At 72.5% G+C, this 16,382-nt stretch carries 17 protein-coding genes; 14 read left to right on the forward strand and 3 right to left on the reverse strand.

What is annotated here, in order from left to right; translation table 11 throughout:
* Positions 1-108 precede the first annotated feature (108 nt).
* The 5 genes from rplU to ACRWK8_RS00095 all read left to right on the forward strand — a co-directional run bounded on the left by rplU (position 109) and on the right by ACRWK8_RS00095 (position 4,440).
* A complete protein-coding gene (gene rplU, locus ACRWK8_RS00075; protein ID WP_017545212.1) occupies positions 109-420 on the forward strand; it encodes a 50S ribosomal protein L21 in 312 nt (103 codons plus the stop codon).
* 13 nt (positions 421-433) lie between these two features.
* Entirely contained in the window at positions 434-694 is a 261-nt protein-coding gene (gene rpmA / locus ACRWK8_RS00080; RefSeq protein ID WP_378735125.1) for a 50S ribosomal protein L27, read from the forward strand.
* 134 nt (positions 695-828) lie between these two features.
* Entirely contained in the window at positions 829-2,193 is a 1,365-nt protein-coding gene (gene obgE / locus ACRWK8_RS00085; protein WP_378735123.1) for a GTPase ObgE, read from the forward strand.
* A 99-nt stretch (positions 2,194-2,292) separates the two neighbouring features.
* Positions 2,293-3,480: a glutamate 5-kinase gene (gene proB / locus ACRWK8_RS00090; RefSeq protein ID WP_431867807.1), complete on the forward strand. Its 1,188-nt coding sequence runs from the start codon at positions 2,293-2,295 to the stop codon at positions 3,478-3,480.
* Positions 3,481-3,552: 72 nt separating this feature from the next.
* The gene (locus ACRWK8_RS00095; protein ID WP_378735121.1) at positions 3,553-4,440 is read left to right on the forward strand and encodes an alpha/beta hydrolase; all 888 of its coding nucleotides are present in this window, start codon (positions 3,553-3,555) and stop codon (positions 4,438-4,440) included.
* Between the two features lie 57 nt (positions 4,441-4,497).
* Here the strand turns inward: ACRWK8_RS00095 and ACRWK8_RS00100 are convergent, their stop codons facing one another.
* Positions 4,498-5,247: an SDR family oxidoreductase gene (locus ACRWK8_RS00100; protein WP_431867562.1), complete on the reverse strand. Its 750-nt coding sequence runs from the start codon at positions 5,245-5,247 to the stop codon at positions 4,498-4,500.
* On the reverse strand, positions 5,244-6,104 hold the full coding sequence (locus ACRWK8_RS00105; protein ID WP_378735117.1) for an SDR family NAD(P)-dependent oxidoreductase: 861 nt from the start codon (positions 6,102-6,104) through the stop codon (positions 5,244-5,246). The genes ACRWK8_RS00100 and ACRWK8_RS00105 overlap by 4 nt, the downstream gene beginning before the upstream one ends.
* 102 nt (positions 6,105-6,206) lie before the next feature.
* On the opposite strand from ACRWK8_RS00105, the gene ACRWK8_RS00110 reads away from it, so the two are divergent.
* The 7 genes from ACRWK8_RS00110 to ACRWK8_RS00140 all read left to right on the forward strand — a co-directional run bounded on the left by ACRWK8_RS00110 (position 6,207) and on the right by ACRWK8_RS00140 (position 12,325).
* Positions 6,207-6,791 (forward strand): TetR/AcrR family transcriptional regulator, encoded by a 585-nt coding sequence (locus ACRWK8_RS00110; RefSeq protein WP_431867563.1) that lies wholly within the window; start codon positions 6,207-6,209, stop codon positions 6,789-6,791.
* A gap of 64 nt (positions 6,792-6,855) precedes the next feature.
* The gene (locus ACRWK8_RS00115; protein ID WP_378735112.1) at positions 6,856-7,389 is read left to right on the forward strand and encodes a type II toxin-antitoxin system PemK/MazF family toxin; all 534 of its coding nucleotides are present in this window, start codon (positions 6,856-6,858) and stop codon (positions 7,387-7,389) included.
* A 166-nt stretch (positions 7,390-7,555) separates the two neighbouring features.
* Positions 7,556-8,830, forward strand: a complete 1,275-nt coding sequence (locus tag ACRWK8_RS00120; protein WP_431867564.1) for a glutamate-5-semialdehyde dehydrogenase — start codon at positions 7,556-7,558, stop codon at positions 8,828-8,830.
* Positions 8,831-9,125: 295 nt separating this feature from the next.
* Positions 9,126-10,097, forward strand: coding sequence for a hypothetical protein (locus ACRWK8_RS00125; RefSeq protein ID WP_378735108.1), 972 nt, complete (start codon positions 9,126-9,128; stop codon positions 10,095-10,097).
* A gap of 193 nt (positions 10,098-10,290) precedes the next feature.
* The gene (locus tag ACRWK8_RS00130) at positions 10,291-11,055 is read left to right on the forward strand and encodes an SDR family NAD(P)-dependent oxidoreductase (protein WP_378735106.1); all 765 of its coding nucleotides are present in this window, start codon (positions 10,291-10,293) and stop codon (positions 11,053-11,055) included.
* Complete coding sequence (locus tag ACRWK8_RS00135) at positions 11,052-11,879, forward strand: enoyl-CoA hydratase family protein (RefSeq protein ID WP_378735104.1); 828 nt, start codon at positions 11,052-11,054, stop codon at positions 11,877-11,879. The genes ACRWK8_RS00130 and ACRWK8_RS00135 overlap by 4 nt, the downstream gene beginning before the upstream one ends.
* 14 nt (positions 11,880-11,893) lie before the next feature.
* Positions 11,894-12,325, forward strand: a complete 432-nt coding sequence (locus ACRWK8_RS00140; protein ID WP_431867565.1) for a RidA family protein — start codon at positions 11,894-11,896, stop codon at positions 12,323-12,325.
* Positions 12,326-12,348: 23 nt separating this feature from the next.
* Here ACRWK8_RS00140 and ACRWK8_RS00145 read toward each other — a convergent pair whose 3' ends face one another.
* Positions 12,349-13,275 (reverse strand): PaaX family transcriptional regulator, encoded by a 927-nt coding sequence (locus ACRWK8_RS00145; RefSeq protein WP_431867566.1) that lies wholly within the window; start codon positions 13,273-13,275, stop codon positions 12,349-12,351.
* Between the two features lie 168 nt (positions 13,276-13,443).
* On the opposite strand from ACRWK8_RS00145, the gene ACRWK8_RS00150 reads away from it, so the two are divergent.
* Together ACRWK8_RS00150 and ACRWK8_RS00155 are read left to right on the forward strand one after the other, a co-directional pair.
* Entirely contained in the window at positions 13,444-14,592 is a 1,149-nt protein-coding gene (locus tag ACRWK8_RS00150; protein ID WP_431867567.1) for an acyl-CoA dehydrogenase family protein, read from the forward strand.
* Positions 14,593-14,629: 37 nt separating this feature from the next.
* Positions 14,630-16,339, forward strand: coding sequence for an AMP-binding protein (locus tag ACRWK8_RS00155; protein WP_431867568.1), 1,710 nt, complete (start codon positions 14,630-14,632; stop codon positions 16,337-16,339).
* The last annotated feature ends 43 nt before the right edge of the window (positions 16,340-16,382 follow it).

Consider the following 16,382-nt stretch of genomic DNA (forward strand, 5'->3'; position numbering starts at 1 on the left):
TTGTTTCCCTCAGATCCCCGCGCCCCGCTACAGGCGATTCGTGGATCGTGGCATCACGGTCATGAGTGAGCGCATTATTCGTTGAGCGAGCAGGAAGAGAGTTACCCGGTGTACGCGATCGTGCGAGCGGGCGGCCGACAGGAGAAGGTGTCTGTCGATGACGTCCTGAACATCGACAGGGTCTCCGACGAGACCGGCGCCACCCTTACGTGGCAGCCCATCCTTGTGGTCGACGGTGACAACGTCATCAGCGAGGCCGACAAGCTGAGCGGCTACACGGTCACCGCCGAGGTTCTCGGCGAGACCAAGGGCCCCAAGATCAACATCCTGAAGTACAAGAACAAGACCGGTTACAAGAAGCGCCAGGGTCACCGCCAGAAGCACACCCAGGTGCGCGTCACCGGCATCGCGGCGAAGTAGGAGGCCTGGAGAAATGGCACATAAGAAGGGCGCTTCGTCCAGCCGTAACGGTCGTGACTCGAACGCCAAGCGCCTCGGCGTGAAGCGCTTCGGCGGTCAGTCCGTCTCGGCCGGTGAGATCCTGATCCGTCAGCGCGGCACCAAGTTCCACCCCGGTGCCAACGTTGGCCGTGGCGGCGACGACACGCTGTTCGCGCTGGTCGATGGCGAGGTCAAGTTCGCCAACCACCGCGGTCGCAAGGCCGTCAACATCGTTCCGGTCGCCGCCGAGTAGGCTGCGCCGGCAACAGCGGTTCTTCGGGGGCGGGCCAGGGAACACTGGCCCGCCCCTCGCGTTGTCACTGGTGACGCGTGAGGAGTACCGGTCCCCGCCAGGTGGTGGGGGCCGCATGAGTAACGGGGAGAGCTATGCCTGACTTCGTCGACGAGGCGGTCTTGCACGTCAAGGCCGGGAACGGCGGGCATGGCTGTGCCTCCGTGCACCGTGAGAAGTTCAAGCCGCTGGGCGGCCCGGACGGCGGCAACGGCGGCCAGGGCGGTGACATCGTCCTGGAGGTCGACGCCCAGACCGCGACGCTGCTGGACTACCAGCGCCGTCCGCACCGCAACGCCCAGAACGGCACCCCCGGCCAGGGCGGTCACCGCGCCGGGGCCAAGGGGCAGGACCTGGTCCTGACCGTCCCCGACGGCACCGTGGTCACCAAGGCCGACGGTGAGGTCGTCGCCGACCTGGTCGGCCACGGCACCCGCCTGGTCCTGGCCCAGGGCGGCCACGGCGGCCTGGGCAACGCCGCGCTGGCCTCCAAGAAGCGCAAGGCCCCCGGCTTCGCACTCAAGGGCGAGGAGGGCGAGGCCTTCGACGTCCGCCTGGAGATGAAGACCATCGCGGACGTCGGCCTGGTGGGCTTCCCCAGCGCCGGCAAGTCGTCGCTGATCGCCGCGATGTCGGCGGCCCGACCCAAGATCGCGGACTACCCCTTCACCACCCTCATCCCCAACCTGGGCGTGGTGGAGGCGGGTACCACCCAGTACGTCATCGCGGACGTTCCCGGCCTGATCCCCGGCGCGAGCGCGGGCAAGGGGCTGGGCCTGGAGTTCCTGCGCCACATCGAGCGCTGCTCCACGCTGCTGCACGTCCTGGACTGCGCCACCTACGAGCCGGGCCGCGACCCGGTCAGCGACCTCGACGCCCTGGAGGCCGAGCTGTCCGCCTACGGCGAGCAGGCCGGGGTGGACCTGTCCGACCGTCCGCGCATCGTCGCCCTGAACAAGGTGGACGTGCCCGAGGCCCGTGACCTCGCCGACATGGTCACCCCCATGCTGGAGGAGCGCGGCTACAAGGTGATGGAGGTCTCCGCTGCCTCCCGTGAGGGCCTGCGTGAGCTCTCCTTCGCCCTGGCCGAGCAGATCACGGCGGCCCGTCAGGCAGCGCCGGTGGAGGAGCCCACCCGCATCGTGCTGCGGCCGAAGATGATCGGGGACGTCCCCTTCGACGTCGTGCCGCTCGGGAACAACTCCTTCCAGGTGCGCGGCGACAAGCCCGCCCGGTGGGTGCGCCAGACCGACTTCTCCAACGACGAGGCCGTCGGCTACCTGGCCGAGCGCCTCAACCGCCTCGGCATCGAGGAGGCGCTGGCCAAGGCCGGGGCCACCCAGGGCGCCGAGGTGCAGATCGGCACGGACGAGGACGCCGTGGTCTTCGACTGGGACAACTCCATGGACGCCGAGGCCGTCCCGTCCGGCCCGCGCGGATCCGACGCCCGGCTGGGCTGACCCGCGCGGGGACCGCCGCTCCACTCCAGCCTGACCCAGACAAGGTACGAGCACGGCGCTCGGGCAGGGCGCCGTGCCACGGACGGAAAGCCCCTCGTGGTGCACAGCGCAGACACCCAGCAGCACACCGGCCAGCGGGCCGGTCGGAGTGACGTCGACGCCCTGGAGTCGGCCGGGCGGACGGCGGTCGCCGGGGCCCGCCGGGTCGTGGTCAAGGTGGGGTCCTCCTCACTGACCACCCCGGACGGGCTGATCGACTCCGGTCGGATCCGGGACCTGGTCGAGGTCCTCGCGGACCGCAGGGCCCGCGGGCAGGAGGTGATCCTGGTCTCGTCCGGCGCGGTGGCGGCCGGGATGACGCCGCTGGGCATGGCTCGCCGCCCGCACGACCTCGCCTCGCAGCAGGCCGCCGCCAGTGTGGGCCAGGGGCTGCTCGTGGCCTCCTACGCGGCCGAGCTGGCCGGACACGGGCTGACCGCCGCCCAGGTCCTCCTCACGGTGGAGGACATGATGCGACGGGTGCAGCACCGCAACGCCCAGCGCACCCTGCGCCGTCTCCTGGACATCGGCGCCCTGCCGATCGTCAACGAGAACGACACCGTGGCCACGCACGAGATCCGGTTCGGTGACAACGACCGCCTCGCCGCGCTGGTGGCGCACCTGATGCGGGCGGACGCCCTCGTGCTGCTCTCCGACGTGGACGCGCTCTACGACGGCAACCCGGCCGACGAGGGAACCTCGGTCGTGCACCTGGTGCGCGGTCGGGCCGACCTGGACGGGATCGACATCGGGAGCTCGGGCAGGCGGGGCGTGGGCACCGGCGGGATGGTCACCAAGGTGGACTCCGCGCGCATCGCCACCGAGGCGGGCGTGCCCACCCTGTTGACCTCGGCCGCCAACGCCCGCGCCGCCCTGTCCGGTGAGCGGGTGGGCACCTTCTTCGCGGCGGCCGGCGGGCGCCGCCCCTCGGCGCGCCAGCTGTGGCTGGCGCACGCCACCGCGGGCCGGGGCAGCCTCGTCCTGGACCCGGGAGCGGTCAACGCGGTGGTGCGGGAGAAGGCGTCGCTGCTGCCCGCCGGGGTGGTCCGGGTCCAGGGCGACTTCAGCGCGGGTGACCCCGTGGACCTGCGCGACGAGCAGGGCACGGTGGTCGCGCGGGGACTGGTGAACTACGACGCCACCGAGGTCCCGGACCTGATGGGCCGGTCCACCCGGTGGCTGGCCCGGGAGATGGGCCCCTCCTACGAGCGCGAGCTCGTGCACCGCGACGACCTCGTGGTGCTCTGACCAAAGAGCCGCCCGGCGCCGTCGTCCGCGCGTGGAGGGCTCCGTGACAGGACGACCCGAGGAGCGCCCACCGTGTCCAGCCTGACGACGCACCTGGCCGCGCTGGCCCTCCGGGTCCTGCGCAAACCGACCCTGGAATCGGTGGAGGACACCCGGGAGTGGCTCCGGGAGCCCAAGGAGCACGCGGACCCGCCGCACTGGCTGGCCGCCCGGCACTGGATCACCCGCCGGGAGGTCGGCGGCTTCCGCGTCTACACGGTGCGCCCCCGCGCGGTCACCGAACCCGGGAGGGCCGTGCTGTACCTGCACGGGGGTACCTACGTCAGCGAGATCGCCGCCTGGCACTGGGTGCTGGTCTCACGGATGGCCGACGCGGGCTGCCGGGTGGAGGTGCCGATCTACGGTCTTGCCCCCGACCACACCTACCGCGAGGCCTTCCCGTTCGTCACCGCCGTGTACCGGGAGCTGCTGGAGGACGCCTCGCCCTCGCGCACGCTGATCGCGGGCGACTCCGCCGGTGGCGGGCTCGCGCTGGCCCTCACCCAGACCCTGGCGGGGGAGGAGCTCCCGCCGCCCGCGCGGCTGGTGCTGATCTCCCCGTGGACGGACCTCACGATGTCGAACCCGGAGATCGCGGAAGTGGAGGACGCGGACCCCTGGCTGGCTCCGGTGGGTCTGCTGGAGGCCGCGGGTGAGTGGGCGGGCGGGGACGACCTGGCCGAACCACGGCTCAGCCCGCTGTACGGGCCGGTGGCGGGGCTGCCGCCCATGGACCTGTACATCGGCACCCGGGACCTGCTCCTGCCGGACACACGGCGCCTGCACGAGAGGGTGACCGAGGCCGGGGGCGTGGCCGAGCTCTTCGTGGAGGAGGGCGCCTTCCACATCCACCCCCTGGTCCCGGTTCCCGAGGGCGGTGACGCGCGCGAGCGGATCATGAGGACGGTCCGGGAGCTGTGAGGCGGACCGGGCGCGGTGACGCCTCCGGGACGGCCGCCCTGCCAGCTGCCGCTCGGCTCACGTCAGCCTCCTGACCACGGACAGCGGCAGCCGCCTCATCAGGAAGCCGATGGGTACCCAGGGCCAGGCGGGGACGTACGCCCGCACCCGGCGCCTCTCGATGGCCGCGACCATCGCCCGGACGCCCACCTCGGTCTCGACCATGAACCGGGTCCGCTGGGTGACGTGCTCGTTCATCTCTGAGCGGATGTAGCCGGGATAGATCACCGAGACGTCCAGGCCGGGCACGCCCTCCGAGCGCAGTCCCTCCGCGATGGCGGCGACCCCGGCCTTGGTGGCGGCGTAGACGGTCATGGCCCTGCGCATGCCGCGCAGGGCCGACATGGACGAGACCAGCACGAGGTGACCGCGCTCCTGCGCGCGGAAGATCTCCATGGCGGCGTCCGCCTGGGCGAGGGCGCCCACGAAGTTGGTCATGGCCGTCTGGCGGTTGGCGTCGTGGCGACCGGTGCCGAGCGCGGCACCCTTGCCCAGCCCGGCGTTGACGATGACCCGGTCCACGGTGCCGAACTCGGTCGCGAACTCCCCGAAGACCCGGTGGACCGCCTCGTCGTCGGTGACGTCCAGGGCCCGCAGCTCCACGCGGCGGTCGGGGTGGGACCGCGCGATCTCGTCCCGGAGGGCGGTCATCGGCGCGGTCCGACGGGCGCACAGTCCGAGGTCGTAGCCGAGGGCGGCGAACTGGCGGGCCATCTCCGCGCCCAGTCCCGCCGAGGCCCCGGTGATCACGACGGTTCCCCTGCTCATGCCTTCTCCGTGGTGTGGTCGGGTGCGGTGGAGGTGGGATCGACGCGGCGGCGCACACCCTCGGCCACCCCGCGCATCGCGCGGTCGTAGAGGGGCCGCAGCCACCGTTTGGCGCGGACCGCCGTCCGTCCGGCCCGGTCGGTGAGGATGACGGGTCTTCTCCGGTCCACCCCACGGAGCACCCGGGCGGCGACCTCGTCGGCGGACAGGCGCGACCCGTCGATCAGCCGAACGGCGGAGGCCTCCACCTCGGGGTCGCTGCCGCTGAGGGAGGAGGCCAGGTTGGTGCGGAAGAACGACGGGCACACCACCGAGGTGGTGACGCCGTAGGGGGCGAGCTCGTGCTGGAGGGTCTCGCTGAGCGCGACGACCGCCGCCTTGACCGCGTTGTAGGAGCTCATCACCGGCGGGTGCACGAGCCCCGCCATGGAGGCGACGTTGACGAGGTGCCCCGAGCCCTGGCGCTTGAACAGCGGGGTGAACACGCGGCAGCCCCGAACCACGCCGAACAGGTTGATCTCGGTGATCCGCCGCCAGTCCTCGACGGTGAGGACGTCGATCCGTCCGCCGGCGGCGATCCCCGCGTTGTTGACCAGCACGTCGAGCCCGCGCCACCGCTCCTCGACGTGGGCGAGGGCGGACGCCCAGTCGTCGTCGGAGGTCACGTCCAGACACAGGTAGCCGACCCCGTCCGGAAGGGTGTCGGGCGCGTCCGCGGCCAGGTCGGTGGCGATCACCCGGTCCCCGCGCGCGGCGAACGCGGAGACCAGGGCGGCGCCGAGCCCGGAGGCGCCTCCGGTGACCAGGACGCGGCGGCCGGAGCCGCCGGGAGGGGCGCCCCGCCCGGGGGCGGTCATCGTCGGACCCCGTGGGTCGCGGGTTCGTGCGCGGCGACGCGGGGGGAGGGTGCGAAGTCCATGTCGTTGACACTACGGGCTTGTTGAGCAATGCTCAACAGGGTGAACGAGGCAGCCCCGCGACGGACGCGGATGACCCAGGACGAGCGCAGGCGCCAACTGGTCGGGATCGGCCTGCGCATGCTGGTGGAACGCCCCATCCAGGAGCTGGCGGTGGACGAGGTGGCCCGTGAGGCCGGCATCTCCCGAGGGCTGCTCTTCCACTACTTCCCCAACAAGACCGCCTTCCACGACGCCGTGGTGGCCGCCGCCGGACGGCGCGTGCTCCGCAACACCGCGCCCGACGGTGACCGCTCCGGCTGGGACGCGGTGGCCCAGTTCGCGGAACGCTACTTCGAGCAGGTGGACCGGCGCCGGGCCTCGTACGCGGCGCTGGTGTTCGGCGGGGGAGCGGTGACCCTGGAGGGCGCCCGCGTGGAGGACCTGCGCGAGACCATGGGTGCCCGCGTGCGTGCCCTGCTGGACGCCCCCGAGACGGTGGCCCCGGTCACCGACGCCTGGACCGCCTACCTGGAGGCCCGAGCCCTGCGCTGGTCCGCCGTCCCCGCCGACCGGCGCACCACCGGCCCGGTCGAGGAGGCCGACCACTGCGTCCGGGCCCTGGGAGCACTGCTGGACCTGGACTGATCGGGCGGACGACCGCCCCGGGCGCCCCGTGCGCCGACGCGTTGCGGGTCCTAGGATGCGGTGCGTGAGCCAACACACGACACAGCACGGAAACCCGCCGCAGGGCGGCCCCCGACGTAACGACGGCACCCGGCGCGACGGTGACACCCAGCAACGGGGCGGACTCCAGCAGGGCACCGAGTCCCACCCGCAGGAGGGCGCGGTCCGCGAGGTCCCCACCGGGCGCAACGCCACCCGACTCGTCTACTCACCGGAGAAGGACGGTCTCGCCGACGCGGGCGAGATCGTCTGGACCTGGGTGCCCTACGAGGAGGACGCCACCCAGGGCAAGGACCGACCCCTGCTCGTGGTGGGGCGGCGGGGGCGCGACCTGCACGGACTCATGCTCTCCACGCAGGTCCCCGACGAGCACGAACGCCAGGACTGGCTGCCGATCGGCGCGGGCGCCTGGGACCGGGAGGGCCGCGACTCCTTCGTTCGGGTGGACCGCCTCTTCGAGTTCGACGAGGCGGCCATCCGCAGGGAGGCCGCCGTCATGGACGAGGACCTGTTCTGGAAGGTCGCCGCGGTCCTGCGGGAGCGCTACGGCTGGAGCTGAGCGGTCGCGGGTCGCGCCGCCGTCTCACCCTGTGGATAACTCCGTGTGTCCGGGTGCGCGGCGCTATACGCTGAGGGAGATCCCCCTGGTCCGGTGCCCTACGAAGGGGTGGGTTCACCGGCCGGGCGGCCTCCCGAGCAAGGAAGCCCCGACAAGGATGACTGCCATGAGTGACATCGAGCGCGTGGTCCACGCGGTAGCCGAACGTGCCCAGGACGCGGCGGCCGAGCTCGCCCCGCTCAGCCGGTCGGTGAAGGACCGTGCCCTGCTGGCCATCGCGGACGCCCTGGTCAAGCGGGCGGACGAGATCACGGCCGCCAACGCGGCGGACGTCGAGCGGGCCCGCCTGGACGGAACCAGCCCGGCCATGATCGACCGCCTCACCCTGAACCCGGCCCGGATCGAGGCGATCGCGGAGGCGGTTCGCGAGATCGTCGAGCTCCCGGACCCCGTCGGTGAGTCCGTGCGCGGCGGCGTCCTGCCCAACGGCCTCGACCTGCGTCAGATCAGGGTTCCGCTCGGGGTGGTCGGCATCATCTACGAGGGGCGTCCCAACGTCACCGCGGACGCCGCCGCCCTCTGCCTCAAGAGCGGCAACGCGGCCCTGCTGCGCGGTTCCTCCTCCGCCTACGACTCCAACACCGCCATCGTGACGGTGCTGCGCGACGCCCTGGAGGGCACGGGGGTCCCGGTCGACGCGGTCCAGATGGTCCCCGGCCGCACCCGGGAGTCCTCCACCGCGCTGATGCGGGCCCGTGGACTCGTGGACGTGCTCATCCCGCGCGGCGGCGGCTCGCTCATCCAGGCCGTGGTCCGCGACTCCACCGTCCCCGTCATCGAGACCGGCGAGGGTCTGTGCCACGTGTACGTGGACGCCGACGCCGACCTCGACAAGGCGGTGGCCATCGCGACCAACGCCAAGGCCCAGCGCTGCTCGGTGTGCAACTCCGCCGAGACCCTGCTGGTACACCAGGCGGTCGCGGCGGACTTCCTGCCCCGCGTGCTCTCGTCCCTGGCCGAGGCCGGGGTGACCGTGCACGGTGACGAACGCGTCCTCGCCGTCGCCGCCGTCCACCCGACCGGCGCCACGGTGGTCGAGGCCACGGAGGAGGACTGGGCCACGGAGTACCTGTCCCTGGACCTGGCCGTCCGGGTGGTCCCGGACGTGGACGCGGCGATCGCGCACATCAGGCGGTACTCCACCCGGCACACCGAGGCGATCGTCACCGACTCGCTCCGCACCTCCCGGTACTTCGTGGCCCGGGTGGACTCGGCGGCGGTGATGGTGAACGCGTCCACGCGCTTCACCGACGGCGGGGAGTTCGGCTTCGGCGCGGAGATCGGCATTTCCACCCAGAAACTGCATGCCAGGGGCCCGATGGGGCTCACCGAAATGACCTCGACCAAGTACGTGGTCACCGGGGACGGTCACCTGAAGTAGTCGGGTGACCGTCGACGGGACCGGGAATGGCCGCCCGGACGTCCGGGCGGCCATTCCCGTCTCGCGGTTCCGGCCAGGCGCGGGCCCACCAGGACTGGTCCGCCGCTCCTCGGGTAACACACGTCACCAGGTATGTTCTTCTTCCCGAAACCTGGACAGAAGCGAATCTTCTCCTGCAAGTATTCCCAAAGCGCTGCGGGGTCGGTACTTTCTCTGTGGTGTCCCCAGGCGCTCTTCCCGCACCCTCATCAGGAGCGTCGGACCCCACCGGTCACGACGAAAGGAATTCCCCCGCATGAAGTTCGGGAGCAAGATCGCTGCGTCCACCGCCACCGCGGCCCTGGCCATCGGCGGCGTCACCCTTATGGCAGCCCCCGCCCAGGCGGACCTGATCACTCTCTGCTCGGGGCACGGTGGCGCGGTCACCCTGCCCACTGATCTCAAGGTCCCGGCCGGTGCGAGCTGCTTCCTTGACGGCACCGTCATCCAGGGCAAGGTCACCGTCGAGGGCGACGCCAACCTGCACGTCGTCGGTGGCCAGATCGACGGCGGCGTGACCGTCTCCAAGGGTGGCTACTTCGACGCCTCCGACACCGAGGTCGCCGGTGACGTCGTCAACACGGGCTCCTACGGGACCTACCTGGAGAAGGGCACCTCGGTCGCCGGTCTGAGCGCCGTGCCCGCCGAGGGCGCCGACAACGACGGCTTCGTCTTCGTGGTCGGTTCCTCCGCCTCCTCCGTCGACGCCAGCGTCGGTGAGGTCTACGTGACCGACTCCCGCCTGGGCGGCGTGACCGCCGAGGGCGTGGAGTACGTGGACATCTTCGACAGCGTGGTGCGCGGAGACCTCTCCGTCACCGACGCCGCCGCCGGTGGCATCCTCGCCGACAGCGAGGTCATCGGTGACGCGACCTACACCGGCGGCAACGGCCCGGTGGCCGTGGGCGCCGGCGCGGAGGCGGGCTTCGCCAGCTCGCTCAACTACATCGACGGCGACCTGACGGTCACCGGCGTCTCCGGTGGCGTGTACGTCGACAACAACATCGTGGGCGGCGACCTGACCACCTCCGACAACAGCCCGACCGCGCAGGTCGGCGACAACAACCGCGTGCGCGGCGGCATCGTCACCCAGGAGGTCGCGCTGCGGGCGCTGGCCGCCGAGGTGACCGCCGAGTTCGAGGCGCACGAGGCCGACCTGGAGGAGACGGTGGAGGAGCTCCGCGCCCAGACCATCGCGGACGCCCTCGAAGCCGGTCCCGCCTTCTAGGAGGTCCCGCCTTCCGGTCGATCCGGCCGCTCAGGTCCGGTACCCCTCCGCAGCGCCGACGGCCCCTGCCGTCGGCGCTGTTCTCGTGCGGCCCGACCCTCCACGGTTCCCCCTTCACCCCCATCTGTCCCACAATCACCACAGTTATGTCGTAGCAGTGACGACGGTCATGGCCCGGTGATACATTCCGGGCATGGCTGACTCCGAACGGCGTGTCGTGGTCTCCGGTGGCTCCGGCGGGATCGGGCGGGCCATCGTGTTCGCCCTGGCGAGTGAGGGCGACGAGGTGGTCGCCCTCGGGCGCGACTCCGGTCGGCTCGCCGCCCTGGAGCGCCGGGCCCGCGCACACGGCCTCAACGTCACCACCCGGATCTGCGACATCACCGACGAACAGGCGGTGGAGTCCCTGGCGGACCACCTCGGAGAGGTGTCCGTCCTGGTCAACAACGCGGGCACGGCACGGAGCGCCCCCCTGCGCGGCACCAACCTCGACCTGTGGGACACCCACCTGCGCACCAACACCACCTCCGCCTTCCTGCTCACCCGGGCGCTCCTGCCGGGCATGCTCGCCCGCGACCAGGGGCGAATCGTCTTCATCGCCTCCACCGCCGCGCACACCGGCTCCCGCTACACCGCCGCCTACACCGCCTCCAAACACGCGATGCTCGGCCTGGCGCGAGCGGTGGCGGCCGAGGTCGTGGGCACCGGCGTCACCAGCAACGCCGTGTGCCCCTCCTTCGTCCGCACTCCCATGACCGAGCGCTCCGTGGCCCGCATAGCCGAACGCACGGGGCGTGGCCTCGAACAGGCCGAGGAGGTCCTGGCCACGTCCGGCCCACTCGGCCGACTCATCGAACCCGACGAGGTGGCGGCCGCCGTCACCTACCTCGCGAGCCCCCTGGCCGGAGCCGTCAACGGCCAGTCGCTGACCATCGACGGCGGAGGAACCCACCGATGAGCCCCTTCCGGGCGTCCGCGCCCCTGACCGAGCACTGGCGCAACTTCGACCTCCACCGGGCGGACGGGGTGGCCACCCTGACCCTCGACCGGCCGGACCGACTCAACGCCCTGACCTTCGATGCCTACGCCGACCTGCGCGACCTGCTCACCGAACTCCCGCACCGGGGTGACACCCGCGTCCTCGTGCTGCGCGGGGGCGGCCGGGGGTTCTGCTCGGGCGGGGACGTCGACGAGATCATCGGCCGGACCCTGGAGATGGACCCCGACGACCTGCTCGCCTTCACCCGGATGACCGGCGAGGTGGTCCGGGCCATGCGCGAGTGCCCCGTCCCCGTGATCGCGGGCGTGCACGGGATCGCGGCCGGTGCGGGCTCGGTCCTGGCCCTGGCCGCCGACTTCCGCGTCGTCACCCGCTCCGCCCGCTTCGCCTTCCTGTTCACCAAGGTGGGCCTGTCCGGCGCCGACATGGGCGCCGCCTACCTGCTCCCGCGCATGGTGGGCCTGGGCAACGCCACGAAGATCCTCATGCTCGGGGACACCCTCGACTCCACGGAGGCCGACCGCTACGGGTTGGTCAGCGAGTTGGTCGAGGACGACGCGCTGGACGAGGCCGTCACCCGGCTGGCCACCCGGCTCTCCGAGGGGCCCGCCTTCGGCTACGCGCAGACCAAGGCGCTGCTCTCCCGCGAACTGGACATGGGCCTGTCCGGGGCGATCGAGCTGGAGGCCGTGACCCAGGCGCTGCTGATGAAGAGCGCCGACTACGCCGAGTTCCACGCGGCCTTCACCGGCCGCCGCGAACCCTCGTGGAAGGGGCGCTAGTGGAGGAGGAGCGCGTGGAACCCGGACATCCCCCGAGTCCGCACACACCGGTCAACCCGCCCGAGCTCGGCCCCGCCTCGGGCTTCTCCCACGCGGTACTGCCCGCCCCCGGACGCACGGTCCACCTGGCCGGGCAGATCGCCTCGGGGCCGGACAGCGCGCTGGCGGCCCGTACCCTGCCGGAGCAGTTCGGGGTGGCCCTCGGCAACGTCGTCACCGCCCTCCGTGCCTGTGGGGGAGCGCCCGAACACCTCGTGAGCCTGACCATCTACACCACCGACGTCCCCGGATACCGGGCCGCCGCGCGTGACATCGGCCGTGCCTACCGTTCCCACCTGGGCCGTCACTACCCGGCGATGGCATTGCTGGGGGTGGTCGAGCTCTTCGAACCCGGTGCGCTGGTCGAGCTGGTCGGCCTCGCCGTGATCCCCGGGCCCGCCCACTGACGCCGGACCGGTGAGCCGGGCGGTCATCGCCACGAGTCGTCCGGCCCCAGGGTGGCGGCGGCGCGGACGTGCTCCAGGCCCGGACCGTGGAGCAGGGCGTGCAGCTCGAAGAAGACCCGTGCCGCACGGCTGCCCGCCCAGCGGTCGGGGAGCAGCTCCGGCGGCAGACCCGGGTCGAGGAACGGCATCCGCCGCCAGGCGTCCACCGCCCGCAGGTGGTCCGCGAAGGCCGTCGCACGCTCCTCTGGGGAGCGGAGGGCACGGGTGCCCCGGCGGCGCCAGGCCGCCGCCACGGGTTCGTGCTCATCGAGGAACCCCTCGTACATCGCCTGGAGCTCGGGCAGGTCCCACCAGCGCGCCACGGACGCGGTGAGATCGCGGAAGTCCAGGTAGGAGGCGTGGAAGAGCTCCGCGTGCTCCTCCAAACCGAGGTCCCGGAGCACGGCGCGGGCCTGCTCCGTCAGGTGGGCCGGGGCGATCCACACCCCGGCCGCGGTGGTGCCGAAGCCGAGCCGGGTGAGCTGGGTGCGCAGGGCGTGGCGGCGGTGCCGCTCGGACTCGGGCACCGAGAACACCACGAGTACCCAACCGTCCTGGACACGGGCGACCCGATGGCCGAAGATGCGCTGGTCGCCCTCCGCGAGAATGCGTCGTCCCTGGTCGGAGAGGCGGTACCCGGCCACCCCGCCGAGACGTTCGGAGGTCAGGAGTCCCCGCCGCTTGAGCCGGGAGACGGCCGAGCGGACGGCGGGCCCGTCCACGTCGAGCCCGGACATCAGCGCGATGAGGTCGGAGACCCCGATCCAGCCGCCCACGTCACGGGCGTAGGAGCCGAAGAAGGAGACGATCAGGGCCCTCGGCCGCCGTCGCTCCGTGTCCGTCGCGGAGGCGACGGGGGTGTCCGGAGGGGGATCGGCGCTTCCGGCTGGCCGGTCGGTGTTGGACGTCACGCGGACACGATAGCGGCCGCCGCGCGCGGTCCTGGGACGATCCCCGTCGTCACCGGCGGTTCGGAGCACTGTGAAAGAGACTCCATATCGGCCTCTTGACGATCGTCACGGTTATTGTACATTTGCGGTGTGGGGTGGATCACGTACTGACGAGAGCCGAGGTCACCCATGGAGCTGCCCCGCGTCGACACCGACCACCACTTCGCGCGCTGGGTCCGGGAGCGCGCCGCCGACTTCGCCCCGGGACCGTCCACGGCCGCCACCGCCACCGCCTCCCCGCCCACGGGCCGGGTGGACCGCCCCCTGCTCCTCCGCCTCGGGGAGTCGGGCCTCCTCCCGGCGCTCTTCCCCGGTACGGCGGAGGGCGGTCCCCTCCGGGAGGCGCCCGCCGCCCGCCTGTGCCAGCTACGGGAGCACCTCGCCCGTGTCGACACCCACGCCGAGACCGCCCTCGCACTCCAGGGGCTGGGCACCTATCCGCTCCTCCAGTCGGGCACCGACGACCAGCGCCGACGCTGGGTCCCCGAGGCCGCCTCGGGCCGGGCCGTCGCGGCCTTCGCCCTCACCGAACCCGACGCGGGCTCCGACGCCGCCGCGCTCGCGCTCCGGGCCGAACCCTCGGGCACGGGTTGGCGACTGCACGGCGAGAAGACCTGGATCTCCAACGCTCCCGACGCCGACTTCTACACCGTGTTCGCCCGCACCACCCCCGGCACCCGCTCCCGAGGGGTCACCGCCTTCTGCGTCCCGGCCGACCGGCCCGGACTCTCCGGATCCCCGCTGGAGATGCTCTCCCCGCACGCTCTGGGCCACCTGGTGTTCGACGGGGTCGAGGTGGGCCCCGACGACGTCGTTGGCCCGCCCGACCAGGGGTTCGCGGTGGCCATGCGCACCCTCGACCTGTTCCGGCCCAGCGTCGGGGCCTTCGCCGTCGGCATGGCCGACGCCGCCCTCGCCGCGACACGGGAGCACACGGCGCACCGCCAGGCCTTCGGCGGCCCGCTGGGCTCCCTCCAGACGGTCGCGCACACGCTCGCGGAGATGGCCACCCGGACCGAGGCGGCCCGGCTCCTCGTCCACACGGCCGCCGCCGAGTACGACACCGGCGGCCCGGACGTCACCCTCAGGGCCGCCATGGCCAAGCTCTTCGCCACCGAGACGGCCCAGTACGTGGTGGACGCCGCCGTGCAGCTGCACGGAGCCCGCGCCCTGCGCCGGGGGCACCTGCTCGAACACCTCTACCGGGAGGTGCGCGCCCCGCGGATCTACGAAGGGGCGTCGGAGGTCCAGCGCCAGATCATCGCCCGCCACCTGTAGCGCCCGGCCGAAGTCCCCCGCACCTCGGAGGTCCAGCATGTCGAACCAGAACCCGGCCGACCGCCCCGACCACTCCGACGACCCTTCCGCGACCCCGAAACACGCGGCCGTGACCTTCACACCCACGGCACACGAGGACACCTTCACCCGGGACCACCTGCCCCCGCCCGAGGAGTGGCCGCTGATCCGGCCGCTGGACCACCCCGAGCTCCTCAACTGCGCGGCGGAACTGCTCGACGGCACGATCGCGCGCCTCGGCGCGGACCGCCCCTGCGTCATCGGTGACCACGAGAGCCTCACCTACGGCCAGCTCCGCGAGCGGGTGGACCGGATCGCCCACGTGCTCGTCGACGAACACGGCCTGCGCCCGGGGCGACGGGTCCTGCTGCGCGGGCCCAACTCCCCCTGGCTGGCCGCCTGCTGGCTGGCGATCCTCAAGGCCGGGGGAGTGGTGGTCACCGTCCTGCCGGTCCTGCGCGCCGGGGAGCTCACCACTCTCCTCCGCTCCGCCGAGGTCTCCCACGCGGTCTGCGACGCCCGGTTCCTCGACGACCTCACCGAGGCCTCCGCGAACCTCGGAGACCAGGCCCCGGACCTCCTGGTGTACGGCGGCGACGGTCCCGACGACCTCGCCGCGCGGATCGCCGGACCCCGGGCCGACGGGACGCCCGCGGATTTCACCGCGGTGCCCACCGCCGCAGACGACGCCTGCATGATCGCCTACACCTCCGGCACGACCGGCGACCCCAAGGGCTGCGTCCACTTCCACCGGGACGTCCTCGCCGTCGCGGACACCTACTCCGCCCACATCCTCCGGCCCGTGCCGGACGACCTCTTCGTCGGCAGCCCGCCCTTCGCGTTCACCTTCGGCCTCGGCGGACTCCTGATCTTCCCGCTGCGAGCCGGGGCCGCCACGATCCTCCTCGAACGCCCGCGCCCCGAGGCCCTCCTGGACGCCGTCAGCGAACGGGGCGCCACGATCGTGTTCACCGCACCCACCGCCTACCGCACCATGCTCACGCGGATCGGTGACCGTGACCTGTCCTCGCTGCGCCGGTGCGTCTCCGCAGGGGAACACCTGCCCGCCGCCACGTGGCGGGCCTGGTACGAGGCCACCGGTATCCGGATGCTCGACGGCATCGGCGCGACGGAGATGCTGCACATCTTCGTCTCCGCCACGGACGAACACATGCGCCCCGGCTCCACCGGGCGCCCCGTACCCGGATTCGAGGCCCGGATCCTCGACGACCAGGGGCGGCCCGTCCCCGACGGGGAGCCCGGGCACCTCGCGGTCCGGGGCCCGGTCGGCTGCCGCTACCTGGCCGACGACCGCCAGCGCGAGTACGTCCGCCACGGCTGGAACCACACGGGGGACACGTACGTGCGGGACGAGGACGGCTACTTCTGGTACCGGGCCCGGAGCGACGACATGATCGTCTCCGCCGGGTACAACATCGCTCCCGCCGAGGTGGAGGAGGCCCTGCTGACCTCGCCCGAGGTCGAGGAGGCGGCCGTGGTCGGCGCCCACGACCCGGACCGGGGCCTGGTGGTCCACGCCCACGTGGTCCCGCGCCGGGGGAGCACCCCGGACGCCGCCCTGGCCGACCGGCTCAAGGAACACGTGCGCGCACGCATCGCGCCCTACAAGACCCCGCGCGCCATCGTCTTCCGCACCGCGCTGCCCCGCACCGCCACCGGCAAACTCCAGCGCTTCCGGCTCCGGGAGGGCGCCGCCGACGAGGAGTGAGGCGCGTCCCCGGGAGGGCGCCGTCCGGGCACCCGGGGGCGCG

The sequence above is a fragment of the Nocardiopsis eucommiae genome (genome assembly GCF_965344335.1).
GTDB lineage: Bacteria > Actinomycetota > Actinomycetes > Streptosporangiales > Streptosporangiaceae > Nocardiopsis > Nocardiopsis eucommiae.